Raw genomic sequence first — 25,296 nt, 5'->3', positions numbered from 1 at the left:
CCACAGGATTCCGTTGTAACGTGAGCAAGCGGTTACGGCGGAGTACGCCACAAGCGCTTCTGGTTATGGGTCCCGGGTCAAGCCCGGGAAGACAGCGAGTTTGCGGTGATCGGGGCCGCGCCTAACGTCCACCCACGATCGCGTTGAACACGCGCCGGACCTCGCTTTGGGTCTCGCGCACGCGGGCTTCGAGGGCGGAGAAATCCGGCGTGTCCCCTGCCCGCGCCATCACGCGCAGCAGATCCTCACCCGCGGTCTCAGGGTTGAATTTGCCGGTGACGCAAAGCCGCAGGATCTGCGTGAGATCATGATAGAGCCGCGCGGCAGAGCGCAGCACTTCGGCCTCCGACTGGCCGAGCACGCCAAGCTTGGCGGCGTTCTCCAGCACCTGCAATGTGGAAACGCTGAGGATGTCGGGCTTCTCGGCGGCGTGCACGAGCTGCAGATACTGCGCGATGAAGTCGATATCGACGAGGCCGCCGGCCGCGAGCTTCAGGTCCCAGACGTCGTCCTCGCCCTTCTCGAGCGCGATCGCGCGCCGCATTTCGACGACGTCGTTGGCGGTCTTGCCCGCATCGCGCTTCCGCGTCAGCACGCGGCGGATGATATCTTCGATCTTCTCGCGGAACGCAGGCGACGACGAGATCACGCGCGCGCGTGTCAGCGCCATGTGCTCCCAGGTCCAGGCCTCGCGCTCCTGGTATTCGGCGAAGGAATCGAGCCGCGACGCCAACGGTCCGGCGCGGCCCGACGGGCGCAGCCGCATGTCGACCTCGTAGAGCACGCCGTAATTGGTCCGTGTCGTGAAGGCAGAGATCAGGCGCTGGGTGAAGCGGGCAAAATACTGCGCGCCGTGCAGCGCGCGGGCGCCGTCGGAGTCCGGATGCTCGTGGTCGTAGTCATAGAGCAGGATCAGGTCGAGGTCGGAGGACGCCGTCATCTCGCGGCTGCCGAGCCGGCCCATGGCGAGGATCGCGGTCTCCTGGTCGTTGATGCGGCCGTATTGCGCGGCGAACTGGTCGGTGACGAGGCCATGCACGGTGTGCACGATGCCTTCCGCCACATCGGCAAAGGCGACGCTCGCCTGCTGCGCCGACACCGTGCCGGAGAGGATCCGCGTGCCGATCAGGAACAGGCTTTCCTGGCCGAACAGCCGCAGGCGGTCGAGGAAGTCCTCGTAGGAATCCGCGTCCTTGAGCGTGGTCGCGAGCCGCTCCGACAATTCGCGCTGGTCCGGCATCGCACCGAAGAAACGCGGATCGATCAACCCGTCCATGATCTGCGGCTTGCGCGCCAGCATGTCGCCGAGCCGTGGCGCAGCGCCCAGGATCAGCGCCACCAGCGCGACCAGATCGCGGTTCTGGCTGAGCAGCGTGATCAACCGCCCGCCCCGCTGCAGCGCCTGCAGGAAGCGATCAAAGGCCACGACGGCCGCGTCGGGCTCCTCCGCATGCGCGAGGCCGTCGATCAGGCCGGGAATGAACTCGACGAAGGCGTTGCGCGTGGCCTCCACGCGCAGCGCGCGATAGTCGCCCTCGATCCATTGCTGCACGGTTTGAGCGACCGCGATCGGCTTTTTGAAACCGATACCGGCGAGATGCGCGAGCAGTCTCGGATCTGCGGGACCGGCGCCGTAATCCAGCTTCGGCAGCTTTGCCGTGCCGGTCGGCTCGTCGCCCTCGAACAGCTTGGCGTAGTGGCCCTGCACAATGTTGAGATGCGCGAGCAATTCCATCGCAAACGTGGCCCTGCTCGTATAGCCGAGGAAATGAGCGAAGCGCTCGATCGCGGCGGGATCCTCCGGCAAGGTATGCGTCTGCTCGTCGGCGATCATCTGCAAGCGGTGCTCGACACGGCGCAGGAACTGATAGGCCGCGGTGAGTTCGTCGCGCGCCTCAAAGGTGATCCAGTTGCTGGAGGCGAGTACCATGAGCGCCTCGAGCGTCGGCCGCACCCGCAATTCCGGATGTCGCCCGCCCGCGATCAACTGCTGGGTCTGGGCAAAGAACTCGATCTCGCGGATGCCGCCGCGGCCGACCTTGACGTTGTGGCCCTCGACCGAGATCTCGCTCTGGCCGCGATAGGTCTGCATCTGCCGCTTCATGTCGTGGACATCGGCGAGCGCGGCGAAATCCAGATGCTTGCGCCAGACGAACGGCGCGATTTCCGCAAGCAGCACTTCGCCCGCTTTGCCGTCGCCGGCGCAAGGGCGCGCCTTGATCATCGCGGCGCGTTCCCAGGTCCGCCCTTCCCGCTCGTAATAATTCAGCGCCGAATCGGTCGAGATCGCGACCTGCGTCGAGGCCGGATCGGGCCGCAGCCGCAGATCGACGCGGAACACATAGCCCTCGCCGGAGCGCTGCTGCAGCATGCGCGCCATCGACTGGGTGACGCGGACGAAGAACGGTTGCGGCTCGATGTCGTCGGCCAGCGAGGTCGCAGCGGGATCGTAGAAGACGATGAGGTCGATATCGCTGGAATAGTTCAGTTCGCCTGCCCCCATCTTGCCCATCGCGAGCACGATCAGCCCGCTGCCCACTTCGGGATGGTCGGGGTCAGGCGCATGGAGACGGCCGCGCGCCATCTCCTGGCGCAGCAGATAGCGCAGCGCCGACTGCACGGCGGCGACCGCAAGGTCGGTCAGGGCGGCGGTGACCCGCGTGACCGGCCAGACGCCGCCTATGTCGCAGAGCGCGATCAGGAGCGCTGCCTCCGCCTTCATCCGGCGCAGCAGATGCATCACCTCGGGCTCGCCTGAGGCGGCAAACACGTCGTGCGAGGTTTTTTCGATCAGGGAGGTGAGATGCGGTTCCGGGTCGCAGGAGAGCAGCCGGATCAGCCGCGCCGGATCGGCGCGCACGAGTTCGAACAGATACGGTGAGAATTCCGCAATCCCGAGCAGGATGCGCCTGGCGAAGGGATAGCCAAGCAGTTCGTTGAGCGCGGCCGATTGCGCCGGCTCGAGTTCGGCGAGCCAGTCTGTCAGACGCTGTTCGGCTTGGATGGGCGCGGACACATCCGGTCCGTCCGCGAACCGCGCGGCCAGACGATGTCCCGCGGAGCCCGGCGCGGAAGCATTCATGCCGCCTTCTGTGGCACATCCTGCGTTTGGGCCGCAAGCCTGTCGGCCGCGCCGGTGCGCGCCGGGATCACCAGCGTCGCGACCAGGCCGGGCTGCGCGTCGCCGAGCCTGAGCTCGCCACCGTGCAGTGTCGCGACCGCCGCGGCGAGGCTCAGCCCGAGGCCGGAACCGGGCAGCGTGCGGCTCGCTTCGAGCCGGACGAATCGTTCCACCGCATGCTTGCGGTCGGCCTCGGGAATGCCGGGACCATGGTCGGTGACGCTGAGCAGCACAGCGTCGCCCTCGCGCCGCGCCTCGATCAGGATTTCCTTGGTCGCGGCGGCCGCCTCCGGGTCGATCGGCTGCACCACCGGCTTGCCATATTTGATCGCGTTCTCGACGAGGTTGGCGAGCGCCTGACTGATCAATTCACGGTTGCCATGGATCGGGCTGGGTGCGGTCTTCACGTGCAGACTCATGCCGTCATCCTCGGCGAGCGGCTCGTAGAGCTCGTGGATGCCGGCGGCGACCTCGGCCGCGTCGAAATCGTCCATATTGCCGCGCGCCTGCCCGGACTCCGCGCGCGCAATCATCAACAGCGCGTTGAAGGTGCGGATCAGGCCGTCGGATTCCTCGATGGTGCGCTCCAGCGCGGCGCGGTAATCGGCCTCGCGGCGGGCGCGCGCCAATGCCTCCTCGGCGCGGTTGCGCAAGCGCGTCAGCGGCGTCTTGAGGTCGTGGGCGATGTTGTCGGAGACTTCCTTCAGCCCCGTCATCAGCGCCTCGATGCGCTCCAGCATGGCGTTGAGGTTCTCGGCGAGACGGTCGAGCTCGTCGCCGCTGCGGCCGACCGGCAGGCGGCCGGAGAGATCGCCGGCCATGATGCGCTGGGTGGTGCCGGTCATGGCGTCGATCCGCTGCAGCACCCGCCGCGCGACAAAGATGCCGCCGCCGATGCCGAGCACGACCACAACCAGGATCGACCATTGCGCGGCCTTGGCGACAATGCCGAACAGCCGCCGCCGCTCCTCCAGGTCGCGCCCGATCAGCAATCGAAAGCCGTTGGTCATCTCGGTGACGCGGACCAGTGCGCGATGATCGGTGTTGTCATTGTCGTCGAGCCGACGATAGGCGGTCTCGGTCCAACCCTGGATTCCCATCACCCCCGGCGCCAGCGAGCCGACATTGCCGGCGATCGCCTGCCCGTTCGGTGCGGTCACGAGATAGAGGTTGGCACCCGGCCGCAGCGCGCGGTTGCCGATGGTGAAGACGAGGCCGCGCAGACCGCGCCGGTTGTAGATCTCGGTGACCTCGCCGACCTCCGCATTGACCGTGGAGGTGATCTGTTCGGTGATCAGGCGGCGCGTATTCCACGCGAAATAGCCGAGCAGCGAGGCGGCAAACAGCGCGAACAAAAACAGATAGACCAGCGTCAGCCGGAAGGCCGTGGTGCGGATCAGTTTACCGAATGCCGTCACGGATCGTGCCCAAGATGTTGCTGCTGCGCGTTGCTGTCTGATGCGCCCAACTTAACATGGGCGATCCGACAGCCAGAAGTGACAATGCGTTCATACAGCAAGTGCGCATCGACATCTGCAGCTCCAGAAAATCCCATGGAGCGGATGCCTGCATTCAAGCTGCTGTAACAATCGACTTGATCTTGTCCAACTCTCGGCCAATGCCAAGCTCGGCCACTCGAACGTCATACGCGTTCTGCAGGTTGAGCCAGAGCTGAGCAGAGGTGTTTAATGCCCTCGACAACCGGAGTGCAGTGTCCGCCGTGATTGCAGTTTCCTCATTCGCGATCCGCTCGATTCTGGTGCGCGGGACACCGCAAACTTTCGCGAGCGCGCCGGCCGACAGCGAAAGCGGAACAAGGAACTCCTCCCGGAGCACTTCCCCGGGGTGCATCGGCGGTAGCTTCTTTGCCATTTGCGACCTCCTGGTCTGGGCGGAGAGCCCCGCCCGGGTTGGCTAATGATGGTAATCCGTAAACTCGACCTCGGTCGGACCTTCGTCGGTCCAGACAAAGCAGATGCGGAATTGATCGTTAACTCGGATCGAATGCTGCCCGACCCTGTCACCCTTGAGGGCCTCGAGACGATTGCCAGGCGGCGAGCGAAGGTCTTGGAGCGAAACCGCAGCATCGAGGTACTGAAGCTTGCGGCGTGCGACCTTCAACAAATCAGCCGGAAAGCCCTTGGAAGCCTCACCTTCAAAGGCGGCCCTCGTCCGGTCGTCCTTGAAGCGCCTGATCATCCAACATTTGTATCACGTCGAGATACAAAACGGAAGACATTTGTATCACTCCATGATACAAATCGCCCAGTGATGCTAGACCGCGCCGCCGTTACCGGATCCCGTCGCGGATCATGTACCCGGCACCGCGGATCGTGTGCAGCAACGGCCGCTCAAAGCCCTTGTCGATCTTGGAGCGCAGACGCGAGATGTGAACGTCGATGACGTTGGTCTGCGGATCGAAGTGATAATCCCAGACGTTCTCGAGCAGCATGGTGCGGGTCACCACCTGGCCTGCATGCTTCATCAGATATTCGAGCAGGCGGAACTCGCGCGGCTGCAGCGTCAGTTCGTCCTTGCCGCGGGCGACGCGGTGCGACAGGCGGTCGAGCTCGAGATCGCCGACCCGATAGACCGTCTCTTCCGCCGGGCCGACATTGCGGCGCGACAGCACTTCGACGCGCGCCAAAAGCTCGGCGAATGAATAGGGTTTTGGCAGGTAGTCGTCGCCGCCGGCGCGCAGACCCTTGATGCGGTCGTCGACCTGGCCGAGCGCGGAGAGGATCAGGACCGGCGTGCGGTTCCCCTTCTCGCGCAGCGTGCCGATCAGAGACAGGCCATCCCGCTTCGGCAGCATGCGGTCGACGACGAGGACGTCATAGTCGCCGCTCTCGGCCATCGACAGGCCCTCCTCGCCGTCGTCGGCGAGATCGGCGATATAGCCGACCTCGCGGAACGCCTTGACGAGATAGTCGGCGGATTCGCGGTCGTCTTCGACAATCAGGAGGCGCATCTGGGGTGCGGTTGCAGGTGCGGTGGCGGTCACGGGATTGGCTTCCTCTCACCATGGCGCGGCCGCCCTGCACATGCAAGACGGCCGCGCGCGCTCGCGTTGTTTTGCATGATCCTTCCGGAAGGCTGGCTTCGGCTTTTCCGGATCATGCTGGAGGGGAAAGAGTGGGCGGTGAAGCTGGGGGACTTCACCGCCCTAGGCCTTCCGACGGAGGGGGGCGCATTCCACCGGAAGGTAGCAACAGGGGGCGAGCATTGGGGCTCGCTCCCCAGGAAGGGCCGTCGGCGGGGGCGACGATTGCCGGCGACGCCTTCCATCTCGTAATTAACCCTTCGCCAGCGGCACTGCCACGAAGCGCGACGAACCGCCGCTCTTTATGCGCATCAAAACGCTGTTCTTGTTGTCGTTCCGTGCGGAGGTGATCGCATCGCGCACATCACCGGCGCTGGTGACGTTCTTGCCGGCGACTTCGAGAATGACGTCGCCCTCCTTGAAGCCGCGCTCGGCCGCGGCGCTCTTCGGGTCGACCTCGGTCACCACGACGCCATCCTTGCCGGCGCCGGCCACGCTGTTGGCGGGGGCCACCGTCAGGCCGAGCTTCGGCACATCGGTGCCGCGGGAGGAAGAGCCGCCGCGATCGCTGTTGTCGTTATCAGCCTTGGCCTCCACCGTGTTCGGCAACTGGCCGAGCGTGAGGTTGACGGTCTTCTCCGTGCCCTTGTGCAGGACGTTGAGCTTCACCGCGTTGCCGGGAGGCAGGCCGCCGATGGTGCGGGCGAGTTCGCGCGCGTCCTTCACCGGCTCGCCGTTGACGGCAGTGATGACGTCACCGGACTCGATGCCGGCCTTGGCCGCCGGGCCGTTGGCCTGGGGCTCCGCCACCAGCGCGCCTTCGGCCTTCTTCATGCCGAGGCTGTCGGCGATATCAGAGGTCACCGGCTGGATCTGGACGCCGATCCAGCCGCGGCTGACCGAGCCCTTGTCCTTGAGTTGGGCGACCACGTTCTTCACCGTCGCAGCCGGGATCGAGAAGGCGATGCCGACGCTGCCGCCGGAGGGCGAGTAGATCGCAGTGTTGACGCCCATCACCTCACCGGACACGTCGAACGCCGGGCCACCGGAGTTGCCCTTGTTCACGGGCGCGTCGATCTGGATGAAATCGTCATATGGGCCGTTGCCGATGTCGCGGCCGGAGGCCGAGACGATACCGGCGGTAACTGTGCCGCCGAGGCCGAACGGGTTGCCGACGGCCAGCACCCAGTCGCCGATCCGCGGCTTGGTGTCGGACAGCTTGGCGAACGGGAAGTTGGAACCGCCCTCGACCTTGATCAGCGCGAGGTCGGTGCGGGGATCGGTGCCGATCACCTTGGCGGAATGGGTCTTGCCGTCGTCGGTCGTGACCTCGACCTTGTCAGCACCGTCGACCACGTGGTTGTTGGTGACGGCATAGCCGTCAGCCGAAATGAAGAAACCCGAACCCTGGCCGGTCACGATGCCACGGCCACGCGGTCCGCCGCGCATGCCCGGGGGCAACCCATCCTGTCCGCCGAAGCGGCGGAAGAAGCGCTCCATCGGCGAACCCGGCGGGAACGGCGAGTCGTCATTGCTGTCGTCCTTGGCGAGCTTCTCGCCGATATTGACCTTCACCGAAATCACCGACGGCTTCACGCGCTCGACGATGTCGGCGAAGCCGACCGGCTGCTGAACCTTGCGGACCTCGTTGTTGACCTGCGCCTGCGCGGGGCTGGCGAACAGATCGCTCGGCGTGTGCTGCGGACTCAAGCCATAAGCGGCGACGCCAAGCCCGGCGACGACCGAAGCCATCAACGCAAATCTGCGGGCCGAGAACAGCGAGCGGCGTGGCGCGCGGTAAGACGGCAGAGACGAAAGATCGGTGGGTCGTTCGGTCATTCTAAAAATCTCCAAGAGCCAGAATTCGAAGGGTGCGAGGGCGAGCACCGGACTTGGCTAAACATGGGGATGTCAGCCTTACGACGCGCTGGATGCGGAATTAAACTTTCGTAATAGAGATGAAACCGGGTGCGGCAGAATATCGCAGCTTCGCCAATGAGTTAGCCGCGAGCGCTGCAGGCTCGCGGCAAGTTCCGCCAGGAGGTTTCGGGCTCGCAAAAAAGCGAGAGGTCAGCCCGCTCTGACGCTGGCAATAAAGCCTTCGACCTCGCGCTTGAGGATGTCCGCCTGCTGCGACAGGTCGACTGCGGAATCCTTGGCCTCGCCGGCCATGCGGCCGGTGTCGGACGAGGTGGTGGTGATCTGGACGATGTGGTTGGTGACGTCCATGGTTCCCCTCGCCGCGTCCTGGACGTTCCTGGAGATGTCCTGGGTGGCGTTGCGCTGGCGTGCGGTGTCGACGTCGATGCCCGACATGATCGAGCTGATCTCCGCGATCGTGTTCGAGATCCCGTCGATGGCGCCACGCGTTTCCGCCGTGATCGCCTGGATGCTCGCGACCTGCTGCGAGATCTCTTCGGTCGCCTTGCTGGTTTGGCTCGCGAGGTTCTTCACCTCGGAGGCGACCACCGCAAATCCCTTGCCGGCCTCGCCGGCGCGTGCGGCCTCGATCGTGGCGTTGAGCGCCAAGAGGTTGGTCTGCGAGGCAACGGTCTGGATCAATTGCACGACAGCCCCGATCTTCTCGGCCGCGTCCGAGAGCGCATGGATGGTGTCGGCGCTCTGGCGTGCCTGCGCCACCGCGCCCTCGGCGCGCTGGGTGGCGTCGGTGACGCGCTGGCTGATGGCCGCGATCGAGGTCGTCATCTGCTCCGCCGAAGTCGCCACCGTCTGGACGCTGGTGCTGGCCTGGCCGGCTGCGCTGGCAACCGCACTCGCTTTCTCGCTGGTCTCATTGGCGGCGCGCGACAGCGTCTCGGCGTTGCCCCTCAGGCGAACCGCCGATGCGGCCACGCTGCCAACGACATTGGCGACGAGGCCGTTGAAGTCGCGGATCTTCTCGTCGAGGTAGCGGGTGCGCTCGCGCTGGTTGTGGGCGTCGCGCAGTTCCTGCTCGGTCAGCCGCTGGCGTTCGATCCCGTTGGTCTTGAACACTTCGAGCGCGCCGGCGAGCAGTCCGATCTCATTGCCCCTGCCGAGACCCGGGATCGGCGTCTCGTATTTCTGCTCGGCCACCTCGCGCATCGCATGCACGATGGCGGCCAGCGGCCGCATGACGCCGTCCCGAACCGCGAAATAGGTCGTCAGGCAGACCGCAATCGCGATCGCGGCGATCGCACCGCAGGCGATCAGGAAGTAGGAGAACGCGGTCTGCGCCTCCTGATAGATCTGCATGGCATGCTCGCGGCCCGGCCCGCTCAGCGATTTGAACTCCGCGGCAAGCGCCGTGATCTCGTTGTTGAGGTAGAGCACGGCGATGAAGCCCGTGCCGCCGCCGATCCCAAGCAGCACCAGAAGCGCGATGACGACGGATGCGACGAGGAAGCGGATAGTCAGATTGCTGTTGGAAAACATCGGCTTGCTCAAGAGCGTTACGGCGAAGCATCATCACGCTCTATCATTTTGTGAACGTGATCCTCTCGGACAACCGGTACCCACTTTTCCGGATCATGCTCTGGAGGAAGGGCGAGGCAAAGTTCCGCACAAAAGGTCAAGATTAGATGAATGCCGCGGCAGACGCCGACGCGTATGGACCTACGCAACAGTACGTAGGTCAGAGCGTTTTCGAGCGAAGTGGGTATCGGTTCGCGTGAAGAAAACGCGTCAAAACAAGGATCGACAGCTTCGGTTCTGATTCAATCAGAACCGAAAATGCTCTAGAGCATGATCCGGAAAAGTGTGAAGCGGTTTTCCGAAAAGATCATGCTCAAACAATAACCTAAAGCGCGATGATGATTCATCCTCATCTCATCGCGCTTTAGCCGCGCCTTTCCTCCGGCGCTTCCTCCGACATCAGCGCAGCCAACCGGCTCTCCTCCTCAGGGGTGAGATGGGTGCCGGTGGCGGCCGCCGCCGAGGTGGCTGCCCGGCGGCGGCCGAACCGCCAAAGCGCTGCGGCGCCTCCGACCAGCACCAGCGGGGGCACCAGCCAAAGCAGCAGCGTGTGCGGATTGAAGCGCGGCTTCAGCAGGACGAATTCGCCATAGCGCGCCACCAGGAAATCGATCACCTGCCGGTCGCTGTCGCCGGCCGCGATCCGCTCGCGGACCAGGATGCGCAGGTCGCGCGCCAGCGGCGCCTCGGAATCGTCGATCGACTGATTCTGGCACACCATGCAGCGCAATTCGCGCGAGAGCTCCCGCGCCCGCGCTTCCTTGGCGGGATCAGCCATGATCTCGTCGGGCTGCACGGCGAAGGCCGGTGCGCCGGCGGACACGGCCAGTGCGAGCGCACAGACGGCAAGCAGCTTCCGCATCACTCCGCCGCCTGCAATGCGCGCGCCGCCTTGGCCGGCTTGGGCGCGCCGACGCGCAGGCGCCGGTCCGACAGCGACAACAGGCCGCCAAAGGCCATCAGCACCGGGCCGAACCAGATCAGGAGCACCATCGGCTTGTGGTAGATGCGCACCGCAATGCCGCCCTCTGCGGCGATATCGCCGAGCGAGATATAGAGCTGGCTCGCACCGCGGGTCAGCAGCGCGGCCTCCGTGGTGGACGCGCCGCGCGTGGTGAAATTGCGCTTCGACGGGGTCATGACGCTAAGCGTATTTCCGTCGAGGCCGACGGTGAACCTCGCCACCATCTCGCGGAAATTCGGGCCCTGGCGCTGGCCGACATCGTCGAGCTTCAGTTCGTAACCCGCGACTTTGGCGACGTCGCCCGGCTTCATGGTGCCGATATATTCGCTGTTCCACGTGGTCTCGCAGACGATCCCGATCAGGGCGATGCCGACGCCGGCATGGGCGAAGGCCGTGCCCCAGGCTGCACGCGGCAGGCCGCGCGCCCGCTGCACGGACGTGCCGAACGGAAGCCGGAACAGCCCGATGCGCTCGGCGAGGTCGGTGAGCGCGCCGGCGACGACGAATACCGCAAGCCCGATCGCAAGCGGCGCAAAGCTGGCGCCGCCACGCGTCCAGGCCCACAGCACCGCGATCGCGACCAGCGCGGCGATGCCGGCCGCGGTCAGGCGCTGGGCTGCGCCAAGCAGAGTCGCCGCGCTTCCAGGCCAGCATGGGGCCGAACGGCACCGCGATCATCAACGGCACGAACAGCGGCCCAAAGGTCAGGTTGAAGAACGGCGCGCCGACCGAGATCTTGTCGCCGGTCACGACCTCGAGCGCCAGCGGATAGAGCGTGCCGATGAACACGGTGGCGCAGGCCGTGGTCAGGAAGAGATTATTGAGCACCAGTGCGCCCTCGCGCGAGATCGGCGCGAACAGGCCGCCCTGCTTCAAGGACGATGCCCGGGCCGCATAGAGCGACAGGCTGCCGCCGATGAAGACGCAGAGGATCAGCAGGATGAACACGCCACGGGCCGGATCGGTCGCGAAGGCATGCACCGAGGTCAGGACGCCCGAGCGGACCAGGAACGTGCCGAGCAGTGACAGCGAAAAAGTCAGGATCGACAACAGGATGGTCCAGACTTTTAACGCATTGCGTTTCTCCATCACGAGCGCCGAATGGAGCAATGCGGTGCCGGCGAGCCAGGGCATCAGCGAGGCGTTCTCGACCGGGTCCCAGAACCACCAGCCGCCCCAGCCGAGCTCGTAATAGGCCCAGTACGATCCCATCGCGATGCCGAGCGTGAGGAAGATCCAGGCCAGCAGCGTCCACGGCCGCACCCAGCGCGCCCAGGCGGCGTCGATGCGGCCCTCGATCAGGGCGGCGACCGCGAAGGAGAACGAAATCGAGAAGCCGACATAGCCGAGATAGAGCATCGGCGGATGCACGGCGAGGCCGATGTCCTGCAGCACCGGGTTCAGATCCCTGCCCTCGATCGGCGGATTGGCGATGCGCAGGAACGGATTCGAGGTGAGCAGGATGAAGAGATAGAAGGCGCTCGCGATCCAGGCCTGCACCGCGAGCACATGCGCGCGCAGCGTCAGCGGCAGATTGTTGCCGAAGGCGGCGACGAGGCCGCCGAACAGCGCCAGGATCGACACCCAGAGCAGCATCGATCCCTCGTGATTGCCCCAGACGCCGGTGATCTTGTAGATCAGCGGCTTCATCGAGTGCGAGTTCTCGAACACGTTGACGACGGAGAAATCCGAGGTCACGTGCAGCGTCACCAGCGCGGTGAACGAAACGCCGACAAACAAGAGCTGAGCGAGCGCGGTGGAGCGTGCGACGTTCATCAGCGCGACATCGCGCCAGCGCGCCCCAAGCATCGGCACGACCGACTGGATCAGCGCCAGCCCAAGCGCCAGCACCAGCGCGTAATGTCCGGCCTCCGCGATCAACGCATCGCCCCCTGCACCGGCTGCGGCGGCTCAGCGGAGGCGCTGGGCTTGCCGTAATCGTCCTTCCAGTGGCCCTGCTTCTTCAGGGCATCGGCGACGTCCTTGGGCATATAGGTCTCGTCATGCTTGGCGAGCACGGTGTCAGCGCGGAACACGCCGGACTGATCCAGCGCGCCCTCGGCGACGACGCCCTGCCCTTCGCGGAACAGGTCCGGCAGAATTCCCTTGTAGGCGACCGGCAGCGTGGCGCTGCCGTCGGCGACCGCAAACGTCACCGCGAGGCTGTCGCCGCGCTTGAGTGAGCCCGGCTGCACCAGGCCGCCGAGGCGGAACCGCTTCCCGGCGGCGATATGCTTCTCGGCAACCATCGAAGGCGTGGAGAAGAACACGATGGAATCGCGCAAAGCGCTGAGCACCAGCACAGCCGCCACCGCGAGCACCGCGAGCGAGCCGCCGATCATCACCAAACGCCGCTGCTTACGCGTCATGGTTCCCTATGGTCCTGTCTGTGCGCATGTTAGCCATCCAGCCCGAGATTCTTCAGGCCTTCATTGAGCTGGCGCAAGCGCTCCGCATCATTGGCAACCGCCTGGCGGGCATCGGTGAGCGCGGCAACCGCCTTGTCGCGCTCGCCCATCACCATATAGGCCCGCACCAGCCGCAGCCATCCCTCGACATCGTTGCCGTCCTGCTTCAACCGCGTGGCGAGCCGGTCGACCATGCCGCGGATCATCGCAGAGCGGTCGCCCGCGCTCATGTCCTTGGCCGCGGCCATGGTTTCATCCGAAAGCGCGGGCGCGGCAGGAGCGGCGCCAACGCGCACCAGCGCGGCCTGCACCAGCGATCGCCACGGCGCATCCGCCGGTGCCTTGGCCAGCATCGCGCGCCAGATCGAGGCTGCATCGGCCTTGCGGCCGTCCTGCTCGGCGGCGAGCCCGAGGAAATAGTTGGCCTTGGGATCGTCGGCGTTTTGCGAAATCGCACGCTCGAATTCGGCCTTGGCCTCGGCGGTGACGACACCACCGGCCGCACCGGTCAGCGCTTCGCCGAGATCGGCGCGGCGCTCCGAACTGTCGCCGTTATAGGTGATCGAATTGCGATAGGCCCGCACGGCGTCATCGTAACGGCCGAGCCGAGAGAGCACCGGCGCCAGCACGTTCCAGCCGCGGCCGTCGGTCGGGTTCTTTTCAAGATGCGCTTCCACCTGCGCCACCAGGTTGGCGAGCGGCTGATTGACGTCAGCCGTGCGACTGCGCGCAGCGAGCGGAAAATCGCCGAGCCGCGGCGAGCCCAGTACGAGATAGAGCGCCGCCGCCATCACCGGCAACCCCACCAGCGCCGCCACGGCGGCCGAGCGTCGCAGCCGCAGGTTCGCTTTCGGCGCCGCCGCGGCCTCGCCGTCCACCGCGGCAAGCAAGCGTCGGCCGATCTCGACCCGCGCCGCTTCGGCTTCCGGCGCGCCGATCATGCCCGAAGCGAGATCGCGCTCGATCTCGGCGAGCTGGTCCTTGTAGACATTGGACTCGCTGCCGCCTGATGTCGCAGGCGTCGCGCGACCGAGCGGCCAAAGCACGGCGAAGATCGCCGCGACCGTCATCAGCGCGAACACAAACCACAGTGTCATCAACGAGTTCCCGGGCGAACGGCACCGAAAGCCGGCACCTGATGCGCCGTTTACACTACCGGCGGGAAGCGGAGCAATTGACAATTGCTGGATCGGAACCGCCTACGTAACCGTCCGGAGGGAGGAATTACGGATCAGAACAGGAATTAGCCGGCGCGGGAGGACTTGCGCTCGCCGGTGACAGCGTTTTCCGCGGCGCGATTCATCAGCGAAGCGTAGTCGTGGCCGAACAGGACCTCGCAGAACCGGATCGCCGCGCTGGCCTGCTGCTGCCGATAGGCACGTACCCTGTGGTCGCCGGCGCGCAAGGACTGCACCAGCGCCTCCGTGGATTGCTCGACATATTGCTGCAGGTCGGAATAGGTCCGAAGCGTCACCTCGTTGATCGCAAGCTCGCTCGCATAGGTGCGGCACACCGCAACGAAATCAATGAGGGCGGCGACCTCCTCGACTTCGGTGGGGTCGATCCGGGCGGTGGCGGAGATATCCTTATCCGGGCGCTGGCGCAGGATGCGGCGGACCCGGCCGGGAACGCTGTCGATCTCCGATTGCAGCGAGTTGGAGATGTCGGCCCGGATCGAGGTCAGTTGCTTGCCCCAGGTGGATTCGTTGCGCAGGTCGAGCTCGGTGCGCAGGCCGCGCACGCCGTCATGCAGCGTCTTCAGTTGCTCCCCGACATTGTCGAGATGACCGCGCCGGATGTCGCTGCGCAGACAGGCCGCGAGATAGGAGAGATCGTGCAAGGCGATCGTGACGGCGACGCCATAGGGCGTGGCGGCGACGCGGATCTCGTCGTCGGACGCCGCCATCTTGATCGCAAGGCGGATGATCTGCCAGGGCGCGACCAGGCGCTGCATCACCAGGGACAGCGCGAAGGGAAGCAATTGGGGCGTCTGCAGCGAGGGGACGTTGAGCGCGGCGGTGACGGAGCCGATCTGGGTGTCGCCGAACACCCGGAGCTGGCTCGGAAGCCGGCTGCCGAGCGTCTCAAGCGCCTCGCGCGCGCGCAATACCATGCCGATCAACAGCAGGTCCTCGATGACGTTGGGCGGGCCGACGCGCGATAGCGCCCGCTGCTTGTCGTCGCCCGGCACCGGCGTCGCGACCTTGACGATCGCCTCCGCCGCGGCGAGCTGATATTTGCGGGCCGCAGCCTCGGCCGCCGAAGTTGCGCCGCTGTCGTGCGCCTTCATCAGCGCGGCCTCGAATTCGCGGGTCGCTTCAGGCGCGCCCTCGCGGCCGAGCCACTGCCATATCGGCAGCAGCGAGGTGCGGCGGATCTGCCCCGGCCGGATCGGGAAATTGCCTTCGGCCAGGAACGGCTCAAGCGGACGGTACAACAGGCGCGCCGGATCATCGCCGCGGGGACGCGTCTCCTCCTCCTCGGCCCGGCGCACGATCTTGCGCAACTGCTCGAGCACGAGAGTGGCGACGCTGACATCCTCGCCGCGCTCCACCGCGCGCTCGAACTCCCGCATCAGCAGCGCCTGCGATTGCGGCGGAAGCTGCGCGAGATACTCCCTCAGCCGCTCGGTTGATGTCTGGCTCATTGGCCTGGGGTGATTGAGTGCTCGTGATGGCGACGCAGGAACGCGTCCGCTCGGCATGATAGAGGGGCGCGCGTTAAGAAGGCGTTTAGTAATGGTGCGTGAGCGCTGGCCGCTCCAACAATGGTGATCGGTTCGCGCAGTTACATTTACATTGACAGTACGACATATTGTATCCACAATATAATTCGATGGTGATCGTGTGGGATGAGCCGAAACGGCAGGCCAATCTTGTCAAGCACGGGCTGGATTTCGCCGATCTCGACGAGACTTTCTTTGACAACGCCCTGCTTCGTCCAACCCACAGCCGACGCTGGAGGGGCATTGGCGTGAGTGCCCATGGCGTCATCGCAGTCGTCTTTTTCGCGCTCGGCGCTGAGGCCATCAGCGTGATCAGCCTGCGCCCCGCGAGCAGGCAGGAAAGGAAGCTCTATGCCGAAAGCAAGGAAGAGCCATAAGGGTTACACCGCGCGCGATTTGCGCGAAGTCAGCGACAATCCGGAATGGACCAAGGAGGATTTTGCAAAGGCGCGGCCGTTTGCGGAAGTGTTTCCCGAGCTCGCGGCATCGATCCGCAGGGGACGCGGGCCGAACAAGGCGCCGACGAAAAAGCTCGTCTCGATCCGTCTCTCACCGCAGGTGATCGAGGCCTACAAGGCCAAGGGCCCGGGCTGGCAGTCGCGGATTGACGCCGATTTGCGACGGATCAACAAGATCAAGTGAGGCCGCGGCTCCTCGGCTTTCAAACTCCCGGCAACTCCAGCTCCGCCCTTAAGCCGCCGATGGGCGCATTGCGGAGTGACAGGCTGCCGCCATAGAGGCCGGCGAGATCGGTGACGATCGAAAGGCCGAGCCCCGAGCCCGGCTTGGATTCATCGAGCCGCTGGCCGCGCCGCGATACCTGGGCCCGCTCGGCGGCCGACAATCCGCGTCCGTCGTCGTCGACGACGATATGCAGCCGCGGACCGGCGCCCGGCTCTGCCGGCGGCGCGACCCGGACTTCGATGAAGACCTGCGAGGCCGCCCATTTGCAGGCGTTATCGACGAGGTTGCCGGCCATCTCTTCGAGGTCCTGGCGCTCGCCGCGGAATTTCGCCGATGAGTCGGCCTTGAGCTCGATCGTGATGCCGCGGTCGCGATGGATCTTCTCCATGGTCCGCCGCAGCGCTTCGATCACCGGCGCCACTTCGGTGACGGTGGCGACGATGGTGACGCGCGCGGCGATACGGGCGCGCTCCAGATGATGCGCAACCTGGTCTCGCATCACCTCGGCCTGCTCCAGCACCTTGGCGGCGAAGGGATCGGCGGCATGCGTGGAGGCTTCGTTGAAGATCACCGACAACGGCGTCTTGACCGCGTGGGCGAGATTGCCGACATGGGTGCGCGCGCGCTCGACGATCTCGCGGTTGGCGTCGATCAGCGCATTGGTCTCGCGCGCCAGCGGCGCGATCTCGACCGGAAACCGGCCTTCGAGCCGCTCGGCGCGGCCGGAGCGGATATCGGCGATCGCCTCCGAAATGCGCTTGAGCGGCGCCAGGCCGAAACGAACCTGGAAGATCGTCGTCAGCAACAACACAATGCCGAGCGATGTGAAGGTGCCGCCGAGGTAGTAATCGAAGCTGCGCGTCTCGTCGAAGATCTCGCTGGCGTCACCGGCAACGCTGACCAGGAACCTGCCGTCGCTGCCGAGATCGACCGGACGCTCCACCATGCGCAGCGTCTGTCCCTCGGGGCCATCGACATAGCCGATGCGAATGCCGGCGGCGGTCAGCTCGAAGCCCTGGTCCTCCAGTCTCGGCAGCTTCTTGTCCCATAGCGACCGCGAGGCGCGGGTTTCGCCCTTTTCCACGTCGGTGCGCAGGATCTGCCAATACCAGCCGGACAACGGCAATTCGAACAGGGGCTCGCCAAGCTGGAACTGGTGGTCCGCCGGCTCGTCGGGCGTGGCGACCTCGGCGATGAGGGTGCGCAGATAGAGGTTGAGGCGGCGGTCGAAGGCACGCTCTGTCGCATCTCGATACACCGAGGACAGGATGAAGCCGGTGATCGCCAGGATCACCACCAGCCATGCGGTCGCCGACAGGAACAGGCGGGTGGCGAGCGAGCTTCCACGCATCAGAGCATGATCCCGAAAAAACCTGCCCCGCGCTTGGTGCGGGGTGGGTACCGATTTTCGGATAAGACCATGCTCCGATCAAAAAGTAAGCCCGGCCACCAGCGGCGCCTGGACGGCTACGCGCCGTTCGGCGGCGGCGTCAGGAGGTAGCCGAGGCCGCGCACGGTCTGGATGATGTCGACGTCGAGTTTCTTGCGGATGCGTCCAACGAACACTTCGATGGTGTTGGAGTCGCGATCGAAGTCCTGGTCGTAGAGGTGCTCGACCAACTCGGTGCGCGACACCACGCGCCCGGTGTGGTGCATCAGATAGGCCAGCAGCCGGTATTCGTGCGATGTCATCTTCACCGGGTTGCCGGAGACGCTGACGCGGCCGGTGCGGGTATCCAGCGTCACCGGGCCGCAGGTCAATTCGGACTGGGCGTGGCCGGTGGAGCGGCGCAGCAGCGCGCGGATCCGCGCCAAGATCTCTTCCATATGGAACGGTTTTGCGACGTAGTCGTCGGCGCCGGCGTCAAAGCCCTGCACCTTGTCGCTCCAGCGGTCGCGCGCGGTCAGGATCAAGACCGGCATGGCGCGTCCGTTGCGTCGCCAGGCTTCCAGCACCGAGATGCCGTCCATCTTCGGCAGACCGATGTCGAGGACGACGGCGTCGTAGGGCTCGCTGTCGCCGAGATAGTGCCCCTCCTCGCCGTCGAACGCGCGATCGACCACATAACCGGCATCCGTCAGCGCGGTCGTAAGCTGGCGATTGAGATCCGGATCATCCTCAACGACGAGCAGGCGCAATTTGGCCTCCGATGGCGAGCCGCGACATCGCTAAGATGAGGCCGACCGGCGTGAACGGGCTATGAACGAGATAAACGGTGCCATGTTACTTTTTGTTCATTTCCGCGGCTTGATAGCAGATTTGGACCGGCTGAACAGCCGCCGGGGTTAACGATATCTGCTGATAGCGCTGCCATGCGTGCGGCGGCGATCCTGCCTGGGTTGAGCTCGGCCCCGTTTTTGCTTAGCAACAACCTATGAACCAACGACTGTCCCTGGGCGCCGCCTGGCTGGTGCTCGCCTTCATCGCCTTCGCGACGCTTTCCCCGCTTCAAGACCGCCCTGTCGTCGCAGGTCCCCAGCTCGAGCATTTCGCAGCGTTCGCGCTGATGGGATTTGCATTCGCGCGAGGCTATCCCAACCGGCTGCTCCTGATCGTCGCGGTTGTCATCGGCAGCGCATTCGCGCTGGAAGCGCTGCAACTGCTGACGCCGGATAGGCATGGCCGCCTCATCGACGCGCTGGTCAAGGCTGGCGGCGGGCTCTCGGGGATTGCCCTCAGCCATTTCGGGGAATTGCTGCTGCGCGGCCCGCTCAGCCGGCTCAGGGGAATAGGCGCTGAAGGGAATACGCCCTGACGGTGCGCAGGAGCCGTCGCCGCACTTAGGGTTAAAACAGACGTCACATTGAAATGTCACCATCGTCCGAATAACCTCGGCCGCACGGCGATGCATCGGTGGCATGAGGCTTGCTTCGTCGGCAGTTTAAAGCGTCCGGTGGATTGAAGAATTTCGAAAATGAGTTTTCAGCTCGTATGCATTGAATGCGACAGTATCGGCGTGGTGATCGACCACGGCGAACTCGCCCCGCCCTCCGCGATCGTCAGATGCAGCCATTGTTCAGCCGCGCGCGGCACGCTCGGCGAATTGCGCAGCCTGGCGTTATCCGATCGGCGCGATTTGTTCGATGTCGGCCTGGGCATCGACGCAACGGGCGCGGCGGTCTAGCTGAGACGCTTGCCACGGCAATTCTATTTCAGTGATGGCGGCCGCCAGGCGATCCGCAATCTCGTCACCGTCGACGGCGCCCGGCCAAGCGCAGACGCAATTTGGTTCTGAGATCTACCGCCTGCATGCAGGCGATAGATCTCAACGCGCTCTTCAAGGCTGAGCTGGCCATAACCCACGGGGGTATCAGTACGCTGCGGCTCGGAGTGGCGCCGGCAACGGCCGCGGTCGAGCCGGAGTTAAGGGCCACGCCAAATTCTCTCGGATCGATCTTGACAGGGCAGCCTCTATCCCGCTGTCTAACCCTCGCATCGCATATTTGCTTTCGACAGCTCTAGATTGTAGTGAGTTTGTGCCGCGGGACTGCTGCTTGAGAACCCAATCTGGCGGGGAATGACGATGATCCTTGTGACCGGCGGGGCCGGCTATATCGGCTCGCATGCTTGCGTGGCCCTGCTGGCTGCGGGCGAAGATGTCGTCGTATTCGATAACTTCTCCAACAGCAGTCCGATCGCCCTGCAGCGCGTGCAGCAGATTTGCGGCAAGTCGCTGATTGCCGTGGAAGGCGATATTCGCGACGAACGCGCGATCGAGCAGGTATTGACGCAATACAACTGCACGGCGGTGATGCATTTTGCCGGGCTGAAATCCGTTCAGGACTCCGTCGCGGAGCCGCTCGAATATTACGATCAGAACGTCATCGGAACGCACCGGCTGCTGCGCGCGATGCAACGGTCGGGCGTCAAGACCATCGTGTTCAGTTCATCGGCGACCGTCTACGGCACCCCGAAATTTCTGCCCTATACCGAAGACCACCCCTTAAGTCCCGTGAACCCCTATGGACGGACCAAGCTCATCATCGAGGACATGCTCCGTGACCAATATGTCAGCGAGCCGAGCTGGCGGATCGCCATTTTGCGCTATTTCAATCCGGTCGGGGCGCACGAGAGCGGCTTGATCGGCGAGGACCCCCGGGGCGTCCCCAACAACCTGGTCCCCTTCGTGGCTCAGGTCGCCATCGGGCGACGCGAGCGATTGAACATATGGGGCGCCGACTACGACACGCCTGACGGAACAGGCGTTCGCGACTATATCCATGTCATGGACCTGGCGCTCGGACACCTGTCCGCACTGAAGGCATTGGACAGCCCGAAATGCTTCTCGGTAAATCTCGGAACCGGTACCGGCAGCAGCGTGCTCGACGTCGTTCGCGCCTTCGAAAAGGCGTGCGGCCGGCCTATCCCGTATGACATCAAACCGCGCCGGGCGGGTGACATCGACGCCTACTACGCTGCCACCGAAACCGCATCGAAGCTGATGGGATGGAAAGCGGCCAGATCGCTTGAGACGATGTGCGCTGACCATTGGCGGTGGCAGAGCAATAATCCCGACGGATACAACTGATGACGCCATAGCGATTGCCAGCGCGCAACACGTTCTGCCTTCGCACCTTTGGCAACAGAGCAAGCGGGCACAAGGTGATATGCAACCATTTTCGTCGGCGATGCCGCTGCGACGACGCTAGCCATCGTCAACGAGCGCAAAGGATTGCACCGAACAGTGCCAATCGTCCTCGCGCCGCACTAATGTCGCTTCGAACCTCGTTGAGGTGAACGCGGGTGCCTGCCACCAGCGTGGATCATCTCTCGCGAAAGGCTCGAACAATCTGGTCTCTGAGAGGCTTTAGCAGATACGACATCACTGTTCGCTCCGACGTCCGTATAAACACGTCAATCGGCATTCCAGGTACTAGCTTCAGTCCCCCCAACCGCCCCAGTTCTTTGTCAGAGATGCTCACACGTGCTAGGTAGTACGGTGCTCCAGTTTTTGGATCATTGATCGTATCAGCAGAAATACGAGTTAGCACCCCGTCCAACTCAGGCGTGGTCCTTTGATCGAACGCAGAAAAGCGAATAGATGCAGGCTGGCCGACCGTGAGCTGGTCAATGTATTGGGGCGCGACCCTGACTTCCGCCTTTAGTTCGTCGGATTGCGGCACAATCAGCATAATCGGCTCCGCAGTGCTGACGACCTCGCCAGCGGTGTGGACAGTGAGCTGCTGGACAATTCCATCCTGAGGTGCGCGAATATCCGTCCTACTAAGTTGATCTTTCGCAGCAACTTCTCGCTCGGTAAGCTGCTCGATTTGCGCTTGCACGTCCCGCAGCTCTTTTGCCACCTCGGTACGAAGATCTTCATCGATCTGAATTATTTGCAACTCAGTTTCGTTGATTCTCCCATTCGTCTGCGCGGCGCTCGTGAGGAGCTGGTTACGTTCGCCTTCCAGACTCACAGCTTGCCGCTCCAAGGCGGTAACGCGTGAGATGGGAACCAAGTTTTGTTTCCAAAGCTCGCGTACGCCAGTCAGCTCCTTTGCTATGAGCTCGATCTCCTGCCCTTTCGAGTCAGCTTGACCAACGAACCCATGCGCTTGCTGGCGCAATTGACTTATCTGTTCGCGAAGCTGTGCCTTCTTGCCTAGCCGGGAGCTACGCCGGACCTCAAACAACTTGCGCTCGCTCGATATCATGCGGGCGAGATCAATGTTTGCAGACTTAGAAAGGTCGGTGGGAATTTCGATTTCTTCCTCTCCGCGTCGTTCGGCTTCAAGTCGCGACTCGCGTATCTTAAGCTCGCTCAAACTCTTCGTAACAACAGCCAAGTTGGCTCGCGTCAACGTTTCGTCGAGACGAAGGAGGATTTGGCCGGCGGCGACGTGATCACCATCACGGACGCGCAACTCGCTTACAATTCCACCGGTTGGATTCTGGACGCGCTTCACGTTGCTCTCAACAACGAGCGACCCAGAGGCGACAACTGCGCCAGAAACTTCCGTGATTGCCGCCCATCCGCCCAAACCCGCTACGAGGACGGCCAGCAGCGCGCAGCCGAAGATCACGTGCTGCCGAAGACTTGTTTGGGCGTCCTCATCGACGTCGGTCACGATGTGGCGCCTGCATCGACGATCTTGAGTGAAGCAGGAGTAGCGGGTGCCGAACGCGTGACTTGTGCTAGGACCGTCTCTTTAGGGCCGAATGCTTGTACAACCCCGTCAGACAGTGCAAGGATCTGGTCGACTGCAACTAACGCAGACGGCCGGTGCGCAATAACAATAACGATGCCCTTTCGCTGGCGCACGCCAACAATAGCCTTCGTTAGGGCCTGTTCGCCTTCCGCGTCGAGATTGGAATTCGGCTCATCCAGGACCACGAGCCAAGGATCGCCTAACAAGGCACGAGCAAGCCCAATGCGCTGCCGCTGACCCGCCGATAGACCAACGCCTCCATCCCCAATAATCGTATTATAACCGTCCGGAAGGCGCACTATCATTTCGTGCACATCCGCGGCCTTTGCGGCCCGAATTATCATTTGGTCGTCGACGTCAGTCCTGCATCTCGCAATGTTCTCGGCGATCGTACCGGCTAAAAGGTCGACCGTTTGCGGCACGTATCCAATATGCGCTCCAAGCTCCTCACTGCTCCATTGATCGATCGATGCTCCATCCAATCGAACAGTTCCGCGAATTGAAGGCCATACACCGACAATTGCTCTCGCCAATGATGATTTGCCGGAACCACTAGGTCCGATCACACCAAGCCCTTGACCTGCGTGCAGCACAAAGCTGACGTCAGACACGACGACTTTCGGGTTATTCGGAGTCCGAACAGTCAGTCCTTCGATGGATAGAGTTGACCTCGGCGGAGGAAGCAAGACCGGCTTTCTAACGGTAACTGCAGCATGCGTGAGCATAGCCTTCAAGGTTACCCATCCCTGCTTGGCTGCTAAAAAGTTCTTCCAATGAGCTATGGTAAGCTCAACAGGAGCCAATGCCCTCGCAGTGAGGATCGAGCTGGCGATAATGATGCCGGCGGTTGCTTCCTGATGGATTACAAGGAAGGCGCCAAGCCCCAAGATCGCTGATTGAAGAAACATGCGAAACGCCCGACTCGCCGCGCCAAAGCCCGCAAGAACATCGGCACTGCGCTGATGCGCGTTCAGATACGTCAGATTTCGATCCTGCCACTTTGAAACAACGCGATTTGTCATCCCGAGCGCGTGCAGGGTTTCAGCGTGACGCACCCCCATCGCTGCTAAGCCCAACCGGGCCGTGCCAGCAGTGATGGCAGCTTTGGTCGGTCGATCTGTGAGCCCACCACTGATCGCCGTCAGTAGAATTAGCAGCATGGCGCCCGATAGTGCGGCAGCCCCAATCCAGAAATGAAAAGCAAAGCAGAGGCCGAGGTAGAGAGGGATCCAGGGCAGGTCGAAAAATGCCGTCGGTCCCGCGCTTGAAAGAAACGCTCTCACCTGGTCCAAGTCACGCAGAGGTTGAAGTCCGTCTCCATTCAAACGACCAAAGCGCGATGACTCGAAAAGCGTTCTGACCACTATTTGACTTATGGATGAATCGAATGAGCGCGCGATTCGCACAAAGATACGCCCCCGGATTGCTTCAAGAGCTGCCTGGAAAAGATAGAGGACTGCCACCAAGACACCGAGGGCAACAAGGGTCGATACACTCCGGCTAGGCAAAACGCGATCGTAGACCTGGAGCATAAAGAACGATCCCGTCAGCATCAGGACATTGATGAAGCAACTGAAAAGTCCAACCGCGATAAAAGCCATGCGGCTGCGCTGAATAAAAAGTAAAGCCGGAGACTTCCTCAGCGCAAAATGAGCATCCCGCGCTTCACGAAAAACACTCATGCCCCGCGCTTCCATAGATTCCACAAAACGCAATGAGCGCTGTGACAGCAGTCACGGCGCGCGCCTCTTCCAGCGGTAGTGTCGTGCCCCAAGTCAAGAAAACGCCCGACGCCCGGGCAAACCTCTCACCCGAGTCTGAAAAATATATCTGCTAGCGCGCACAATCTCGAACTCGCCCAAGATGCCGCAACTTCTAAGAAACGGCATCCGACTAAGCGAGAGTGCGATTCTGCTTATGGCCCTCTGGTACGTGCGAACATAGCGTTGCTCGCACGCACCACTGGAACGGATTGAATAAATCGGTTGTCGTTAGCTGACGCCCGTGAGCCAATCAGCATGTCCAACGAGCATAATAGAGCTATGCCCGTCCAGATTAATGGCGAGATCTTTGCCGACAGCGCGCGCCAGTGTCGTGGCGCTCGAATCGTTGAGGAGATCGTGAATAAAGCTCTGAAAGTCGGCGACCGAGTGCAGGGTAATATCCTGGCCATTAAAGTCGTGAAGAACGATCTTATCCTCGCCAGCGACGAAGTCCCCGATCTTGTCGCCGCCGGTCTGCTTACCATTCGAGAAGTCGTAATAGAAAGTATCGGACCCGGCTCCGCCGCCGAGATTGTCGTTGCCGCCACCACCCTCGATGAAGTCATTTCCGGCGCCCGCTCTCACGGTGTCATTTCCGTCACCTAGAGAAATATTGTCATTTCCGGCACCGCCGATGATATTATTATTACCAATCTTATCGCGGATAATATCGCCATCACTACCTGCGACGATGACGTCGTTGCCCGCCCCGCCGGTAAGAACGATGTTGTGGCCAGAGCCACCGATGATGGTATCGTTGCCATCACCACCAGAGATGTTTTGGTCCGCGGCGCCAACGAGCCGGTCATCGCCGCTAGTGCCAATCAATGGGGTTATTGTCACAAGTACCTCCTCAAAATACGAATGCATTCTTAAAGCAACAGTAACGTTCCTTTAATGAGTTGGAACCTATAATTCGGGTTTTGCAATTTCAATCAAAAAATCTTGGATTTGGACCTAAATTGCTTAAGGCTTAACTGAGATC

21 protein-coding genes and 2 pseudogenes are annotated in these 25,296 nt (G+C 63.1%); 5 read left to right on the top strand and 18 right to left on the bottom strand.

All coding sequences use genetic code 11. The features are described 5' to 3' along the window. Window positions 1-121 precede the first annotated feature (121 nt). The 12 genes and pseudogenes from ACVJGD_RS02315 to ACVJGD_RS02260 form a co-directional block, all read right to left on the bottom strand. Window positions 122-3,082: a bifunctional [glutamine synthetase] adenylyltransferase/[glutamine synthetase]-adenylyl-L-tyrosine phosphorylase gene (locus ACVJGD_RS02315; protein WP_456632840.1), complete on the bottom strand. Its 2,961-nt coding sequence runs from the start codon at window positions 3,080-3,082 to the stop codon at window positions 122-124. After that, window positions 3,079-4,539 (bottom strand): sensor histidine kinase, encoded by a 1,461-nt coding sequence (locus tag ACVJGD_RS02310; RefSeq protein ID WP_456632839.1) that lies wholly within the window; start codon window positions 4,537-4,539, stop codon window positions 3,079-3,081. Before ACVJGD_RS02310 ends, ACVJGD_RS02315 begins: the two co-directional genes overlap by 4 nt. 154 nt (window positions 4,540-4,693) lie before the next feature. After that, window positions 4,694-4,993, bottom strand: coding sequence for a HigA family addiction module antitoxin (locus ACVJGD_RS02305; RefSeq protein ID WP_456632838.1), 300 nt, complete (start codon window positions 4,991-4,993; stop codon window positions 4,694-4,696). Window positions 4,994-5,035: 42 nt separating this feature from the next. Further along, the gene (locus tag ACVJGD_RS02300; protein ID WP_456632837.1) at window positions 5,036-5,320 is read right to left on the bottom strand and encodes a type II toxin-antitoxin system RelE/ParE family toxin; all 285 of its coding nucleotides are present in this window, start codon (window positions 5,318-5,320) and stop codon (window positions 5,036-5,038) included. Between the two features lie 91 nt (window positions 5,321-5,411). Next, window positions 5,412-6,092 (bottom strand): winged helix-turn-helix domain-containing protein, encoded by a 681-nt coding sequence (locus ACVJGD_RS02295; protein ID WP_456640140.1) that lies wholly within the window; start codon window positions 6,090-6,092, stop codon window positions 5,412-5,414. A gap of 324 nt (window positions 6,093-6,416) precedes the next feature. Then, the gene (locus ACVJGD_RS02290; RefSeq protein WP_456632836.1) at window positions 6,417-8,003 is read right to left on the bottom strand and encodes a Do family serine endopeptidase; all 1,587 of its coding nucleotides are present in this window, start codon (window positions 8,001-8,003) and stop codon (window positions 6,417-6,419) included. Between the two features lie 231 nt (window positions 8,004-8,234). Beyond that, window positions 8,235-9,578 (bottom strand): methyl-accepting chemotaxis protein, encoded by a 1,344-nt coding sequence (locus ACVJGD_RS02285; protein WP_456632835.1) that lies wholly within the window; start codon window positions 9,576-9,578, stop codon window positions 8,235-8,237. 403 nt (window positions 9,579-9,981) lie between these two features. Further along, window positions 9,982-10,479: a cytochrome c-type biogenesis protein gene (locus tag ACVJGD_RS02280; protein WP_456632834.1), complete on the bottom strand. Its 498-nt coding sequence runs from the start codon at window positions 10,477-10,479 to the stop codon at window positions 9,982-9,984. Further along, window positions 10,479-12,462, bottom strand: a pseudogene (locus ACVJGD_RS02275) (heme lyase CcmF/NrfE family subunit). The gene ACVJGD_RS02280 and the pseudogene ACVJGD_RS02275 overlap by 1 nt, the downstream one beginning before the upstream one ends. Then, window positions 12,459-12,950 carry a cytochrome c maturation protein CcmE gene (gene ccmE, locus ACVJGD_RS02270; protein ID WP_456632833.1) on the bottom strand — a complete coding sequence of 164 codons (492 nt, stop codon included), beginning with the start codon at window positions 12,948-12,950 and terminating at the stop codon, window positions 12,459-12,461. The pseudogene ACVJGD_RS02275 and the gene ccmE overlap by 4 nt, the downstream one beginning before the upstream one ends. A gap of 29 nt (window positions 12,951-12,979) precedes the next feature. Continuing rightward, a complete protein-coding gene (gene ccmI, locus ACVJGD_RS02265; RefSeq protein WP_456632832.1) occupies window positions 12,980-14,086 on the bottom strand; it encodes a c-type cytochrome biogenesis protein CcmI in 1,107 nt (368 codons plus the stop codon). Between the two features lie 146 nt (window positions 14,087-14,232). Next, entirely contained in the window at window positions 14,233-15,636 is a 1,404-nt protein-coding gene (locus tag ACVJGD_RS02260; protein ID WP_456632831.1) for a hypothetical protein, read from the bottom strand. A 188-nt stretch (window positions 15,637-15,824) separates the two neighbouring features. Here ACVJGD_RS02260 and ACVJGD_RS02255 point away from each other — a divergent pair, with 188 nt between their 5' ends. Both ACVJGD_RS02255 and ACVJGD_RS02250 read left to right on the top strand, forming a co-directional pair. Continuing rightward, on the top strand, window positions 15,825-16,091 hold the full coding sequence (locus tag ACVJGD_RS02255; RefSeq protein WP_456632830.1) for a BrnT family toxin: 267 nt from the start codon (window positions 15,825-15,827) through the stop codon (window positions 16,089-16,091). Then, window positions 16,066-16,356 carry a BrnA antitoxin family protein gene (locus ACVJGD_RS02250; RefSeq protein ID WP_456632829.1) on the top strand — a complete coding sequence of 97 codons (291 nt, stop codon included), beginning with the start codon at window positions 16,066-16,068 and terminating at the stop codon, window positions 16,354-16,356. The genes ACVJGD_RS02255 and ACVJGD_RS02250 overlap by 26 nt, the downstream gene beginning before the upstream one ends. A 19-nt stretch (window positions 16,357-16,375) precedes the next feature. On the opposite strand, the gene ACVJGD_RS02245 is transcribed toward ACVJGD_RS02250, so the two are convergent. Continuing rightward, on the bottom strand, window positions 16,376-17,749 hold the full coding sequence (locus ACVJGD_RS02245; protein ID WP_456632828.1) for an ATP-binding protein: 1,374 nt from the start codon (window positions 17,747-17,749) through the stop codon (window positions 16,376-16,378). A 116-nt stretch (window positions 17,750-17,865) separates the two neighbouring features. Continuing rightward, a complete protein-coding gene (locus ACVJGD_RS02240; protein WP_028167982.1) occupies window positions 17,866-18,537 on the bottom strand; it encodes a response regulator transcription factor in 672 nt (223 codons plus the stop codon). 236 nt (window positions 18,538-18,773) lie between these two features. Between ACVJGD_RS02240 and ACVJGD_RS02235 the strand changes: the two genes are divergently transcribed. After that, the gene (locus ACVJGD_RS02235; RefSeq protein WP_456632827.1) at window positions 18,774-19,154 is read left to right on the top strand and encodes a VanZ family protein; all 381 of its coding nucleotides are present in this window, start codon (window positions 18,774-18,776) and stop codon (window positions 19,152-19,154) included. A 159-nt stretch (window positions 19,155-19,313) separates the two neighbouring features. Then, window positions 19,314-19,523, top strand: coding sequence for a hypothetical protein (locus ACVJGD_RS02230; protein ID WP_456632826.1), 210 nt, complete (start codon window positions 19,314-19,316; stop codon window positions 19,521-19,523). 59 nt (window positions 19,524-19,582) lie between these two features. Here ACVJGD_RS02230 and ACVJGD_RS02225 read toward each other — a convergent pair. After that, window positions 19,583-19,702: pseudogene (locus tag ACVJGD_RS02225) on the bottom strand (helix-turn-helix domain-containing protein); the annotation flags it as partial. 220 nt (window positions 19,703-19,922) lie between these two features. Here ACVJGD_RS02225 and galE point away from each other — a divergent pair. Beyond that, window positions 19,923-20,927: a UDP-glucose 4-epimerase GalE gene (gene galE, locus ACVJGD_RS02220; protein ID WP_456632825.1), complete on the top strand. Its 1,005-nt coding sequence runs from the start codon at window positions 19,923-19,925 to the stop codon at window positions 20,925-20,927. Between the two features lie 235 nt (window positions 20,928-21,162). Here galE and ACVJGD_RS02215 read toward each other — a convergent pair whose 3' ends face one another. The 3 genes from ACVJGD_RS02215 to ACVJGD_RS02205 form a co-directional block, all read right to left on the bottom strand. Further along, window positions 21,163-22,467: an HlyD family type I secretion periplasmic adaptor subunit gene (locus tag ACVJGD_RS02215; RefSeq protein WP_456632824.1), complete on the bottom strand. Its 1,305-nt coding sequence runs from the start codon at window positions 22,465-22,467 to the stop codon at window positions 21,163-21,165. After that, the gene (locus tag ACVJGD_RS02210; protein ID WP_456632823.1) at window positions 22,464-24,230 is read right to left on the bottom strand and encodes a type I secretion system permease/ATPase; all 1,767 of its coding nucleotides are present in this window, start codon (window positions 24,228-24,230) and stop codon (window positions 22,464-22,466) included. Before ACVJGD_RS02210 ends, ACVJGD_RS02215 begins: the two co-directional genes overlap by 4 nt. Before the next feature lie 309 nt (window positions 24,231-24,539). Further along, window positions 24,540-25,154: a calcium-binding protein gene (locus tag ACVJGD_RS02205; protein WP_456632822.1), complete on the bottom strand. Its 615-nt coding sequence runs from the start codon at window positions 25,152-25,154 to the stop codon at window positions 24,540-24,542. Window positions 25,155-25,296: the final 142 nt, after the last annotated feature.

It is taken from the genome of Bradyrhizobium sp. USDA 10063 (assembly GCF_054063735.1).
The sequence above is the reverse complement of the archived record's forward strand: the minus strand, read 5'-3'. Positions and strand labels throughout refer to the sequence as shown.

Excerpts from the sequence above, each read along its gene's own strand:
- ACVJGD_RS02315 (WP_456632840.1), bottom strand. The coding sequence starts at position 3,082 with ATGAATGCTTCCGCGCCGGGCTCCGCGGGACATCGTCTGGCCGCGCGG.
- ACVJGD_RS02305 (WP_456632838.1), bottom strand. The coding sequence starts at position 4,993 with ATGGCAAAGAAGCTACCGCCGATGCACCCCGGGGAAGTGCTCCGGGAG.
- ACVJGD_RS02300 (WP_456632837.1), bottom strand. The coding sequence starts at position 5,320 with ATGATCAGGCGCTTCAAGGACGACCGGACGAGGGCCGCCTTTGAAGGT.
- ACVJGD_RS02295 (WP_456640140.1), bottom strand. The coding sequence starts at position 6,092 with ATGCGCCTCCTGATTGTCGAAGACGACCGCGAATCCGCCGACTATCTC.
- ACVJGD_RS02290 (WP_456632836.1), bottom strand. The coding sequence starts at position 8,003 with ATGACCGAACGACCCACCGATCTTTCGTCTCTGCCGTCTTACCGCGCG.
- ACVJGD_RS02285 (WP_456632835.1), bottom strand. The coding sequence starts at position 9,578 with ATGTTTTCCAACAGCAATCTGACTATCCGCTTCCTCGTCGCATCCGTC.
- ACVJGD_RS02280 (WP_456632834.1), bottom strand. The coding sequence starts at position 10,479 with ATGCGGAAGCTGCTTGCCGTCTGTGCGCTCGCACTGGCCGTGTCCGCC.
- ccmE (WP_456632833.1), bottom strand. The coding sequence starts at position 12,950 with ATGACGCGTAAGCAGCGGCGTTTGGTGATGATCGGCGGCTCGCTCGCG.
- ccmI (WP_456632832.1), bottom strand. The coding sequence starts at position 14,086 with ATGACACTGTGGTTTGTGTTCGCGCTGATGACGGTCGCGGCGATCTTC.
- ACVJGD_RS02260 (WP_456632831.1), bottom strand. The coding sequence starts at position 15,636 with ATGAGCCAGACATCAACCGAGCGGCTGAGGGAGTATCTCGCGCAGCTT.
- ACVJGD_RS02255 (WP_456632830.1), top strand. The coding sequence starts at position 15,825 with ATGGTGATCGTGTGGGATGAGCCGAAACGGCAGGCCAATCTTGTCAAG.
- ACVJGD_RS02250 (WP_456632829.1), top strand. The coding sequence starts at position 16,066 with ATGCCGAAAGCAAGGAAGAGCCATAAGGGTTACACCGCGCGCGATTTG.
- ACVJGD_RS02245 (WP_456632828.1), bottom strand. The coding sequence starts at position 17,749 with ATGCGTGGAAGCTCGCTCGCCACCCGCCTGTTCCTGTCGGCGACCGCA.
- ACVJGD_RS02235 (WP_456632827.1), top strand. The coding sequence starts at position 18,774 with ATGAACCAACGACTGTCCCTGGGCGCCGCCTGGCTGGTGCTCGCCTTC.
- ACVJGD_RS02230 (WP_456632826.1), top strand. The coding sequence starts at position 19,314 with ATGAGTTTTCAGCTCGTATGCATTGAATGCGACAGTATCGGCGTGGTG.
- galE (WP_456632825.1), top strand. The coding sequence starts at position 19,923 with ATGATCCTTGTGACCGGCGGGGCCGGCTATATCGGCTCGCATGCTTGC.
- ACVJGD_RS02210 (WP_456632823.1), bottom strand. The coding sequence starts at position 24,230 with ATGAGTGTTTTTCGTGAAGCGCGGGATGCTCATTTTGCGCTGAGGAAG.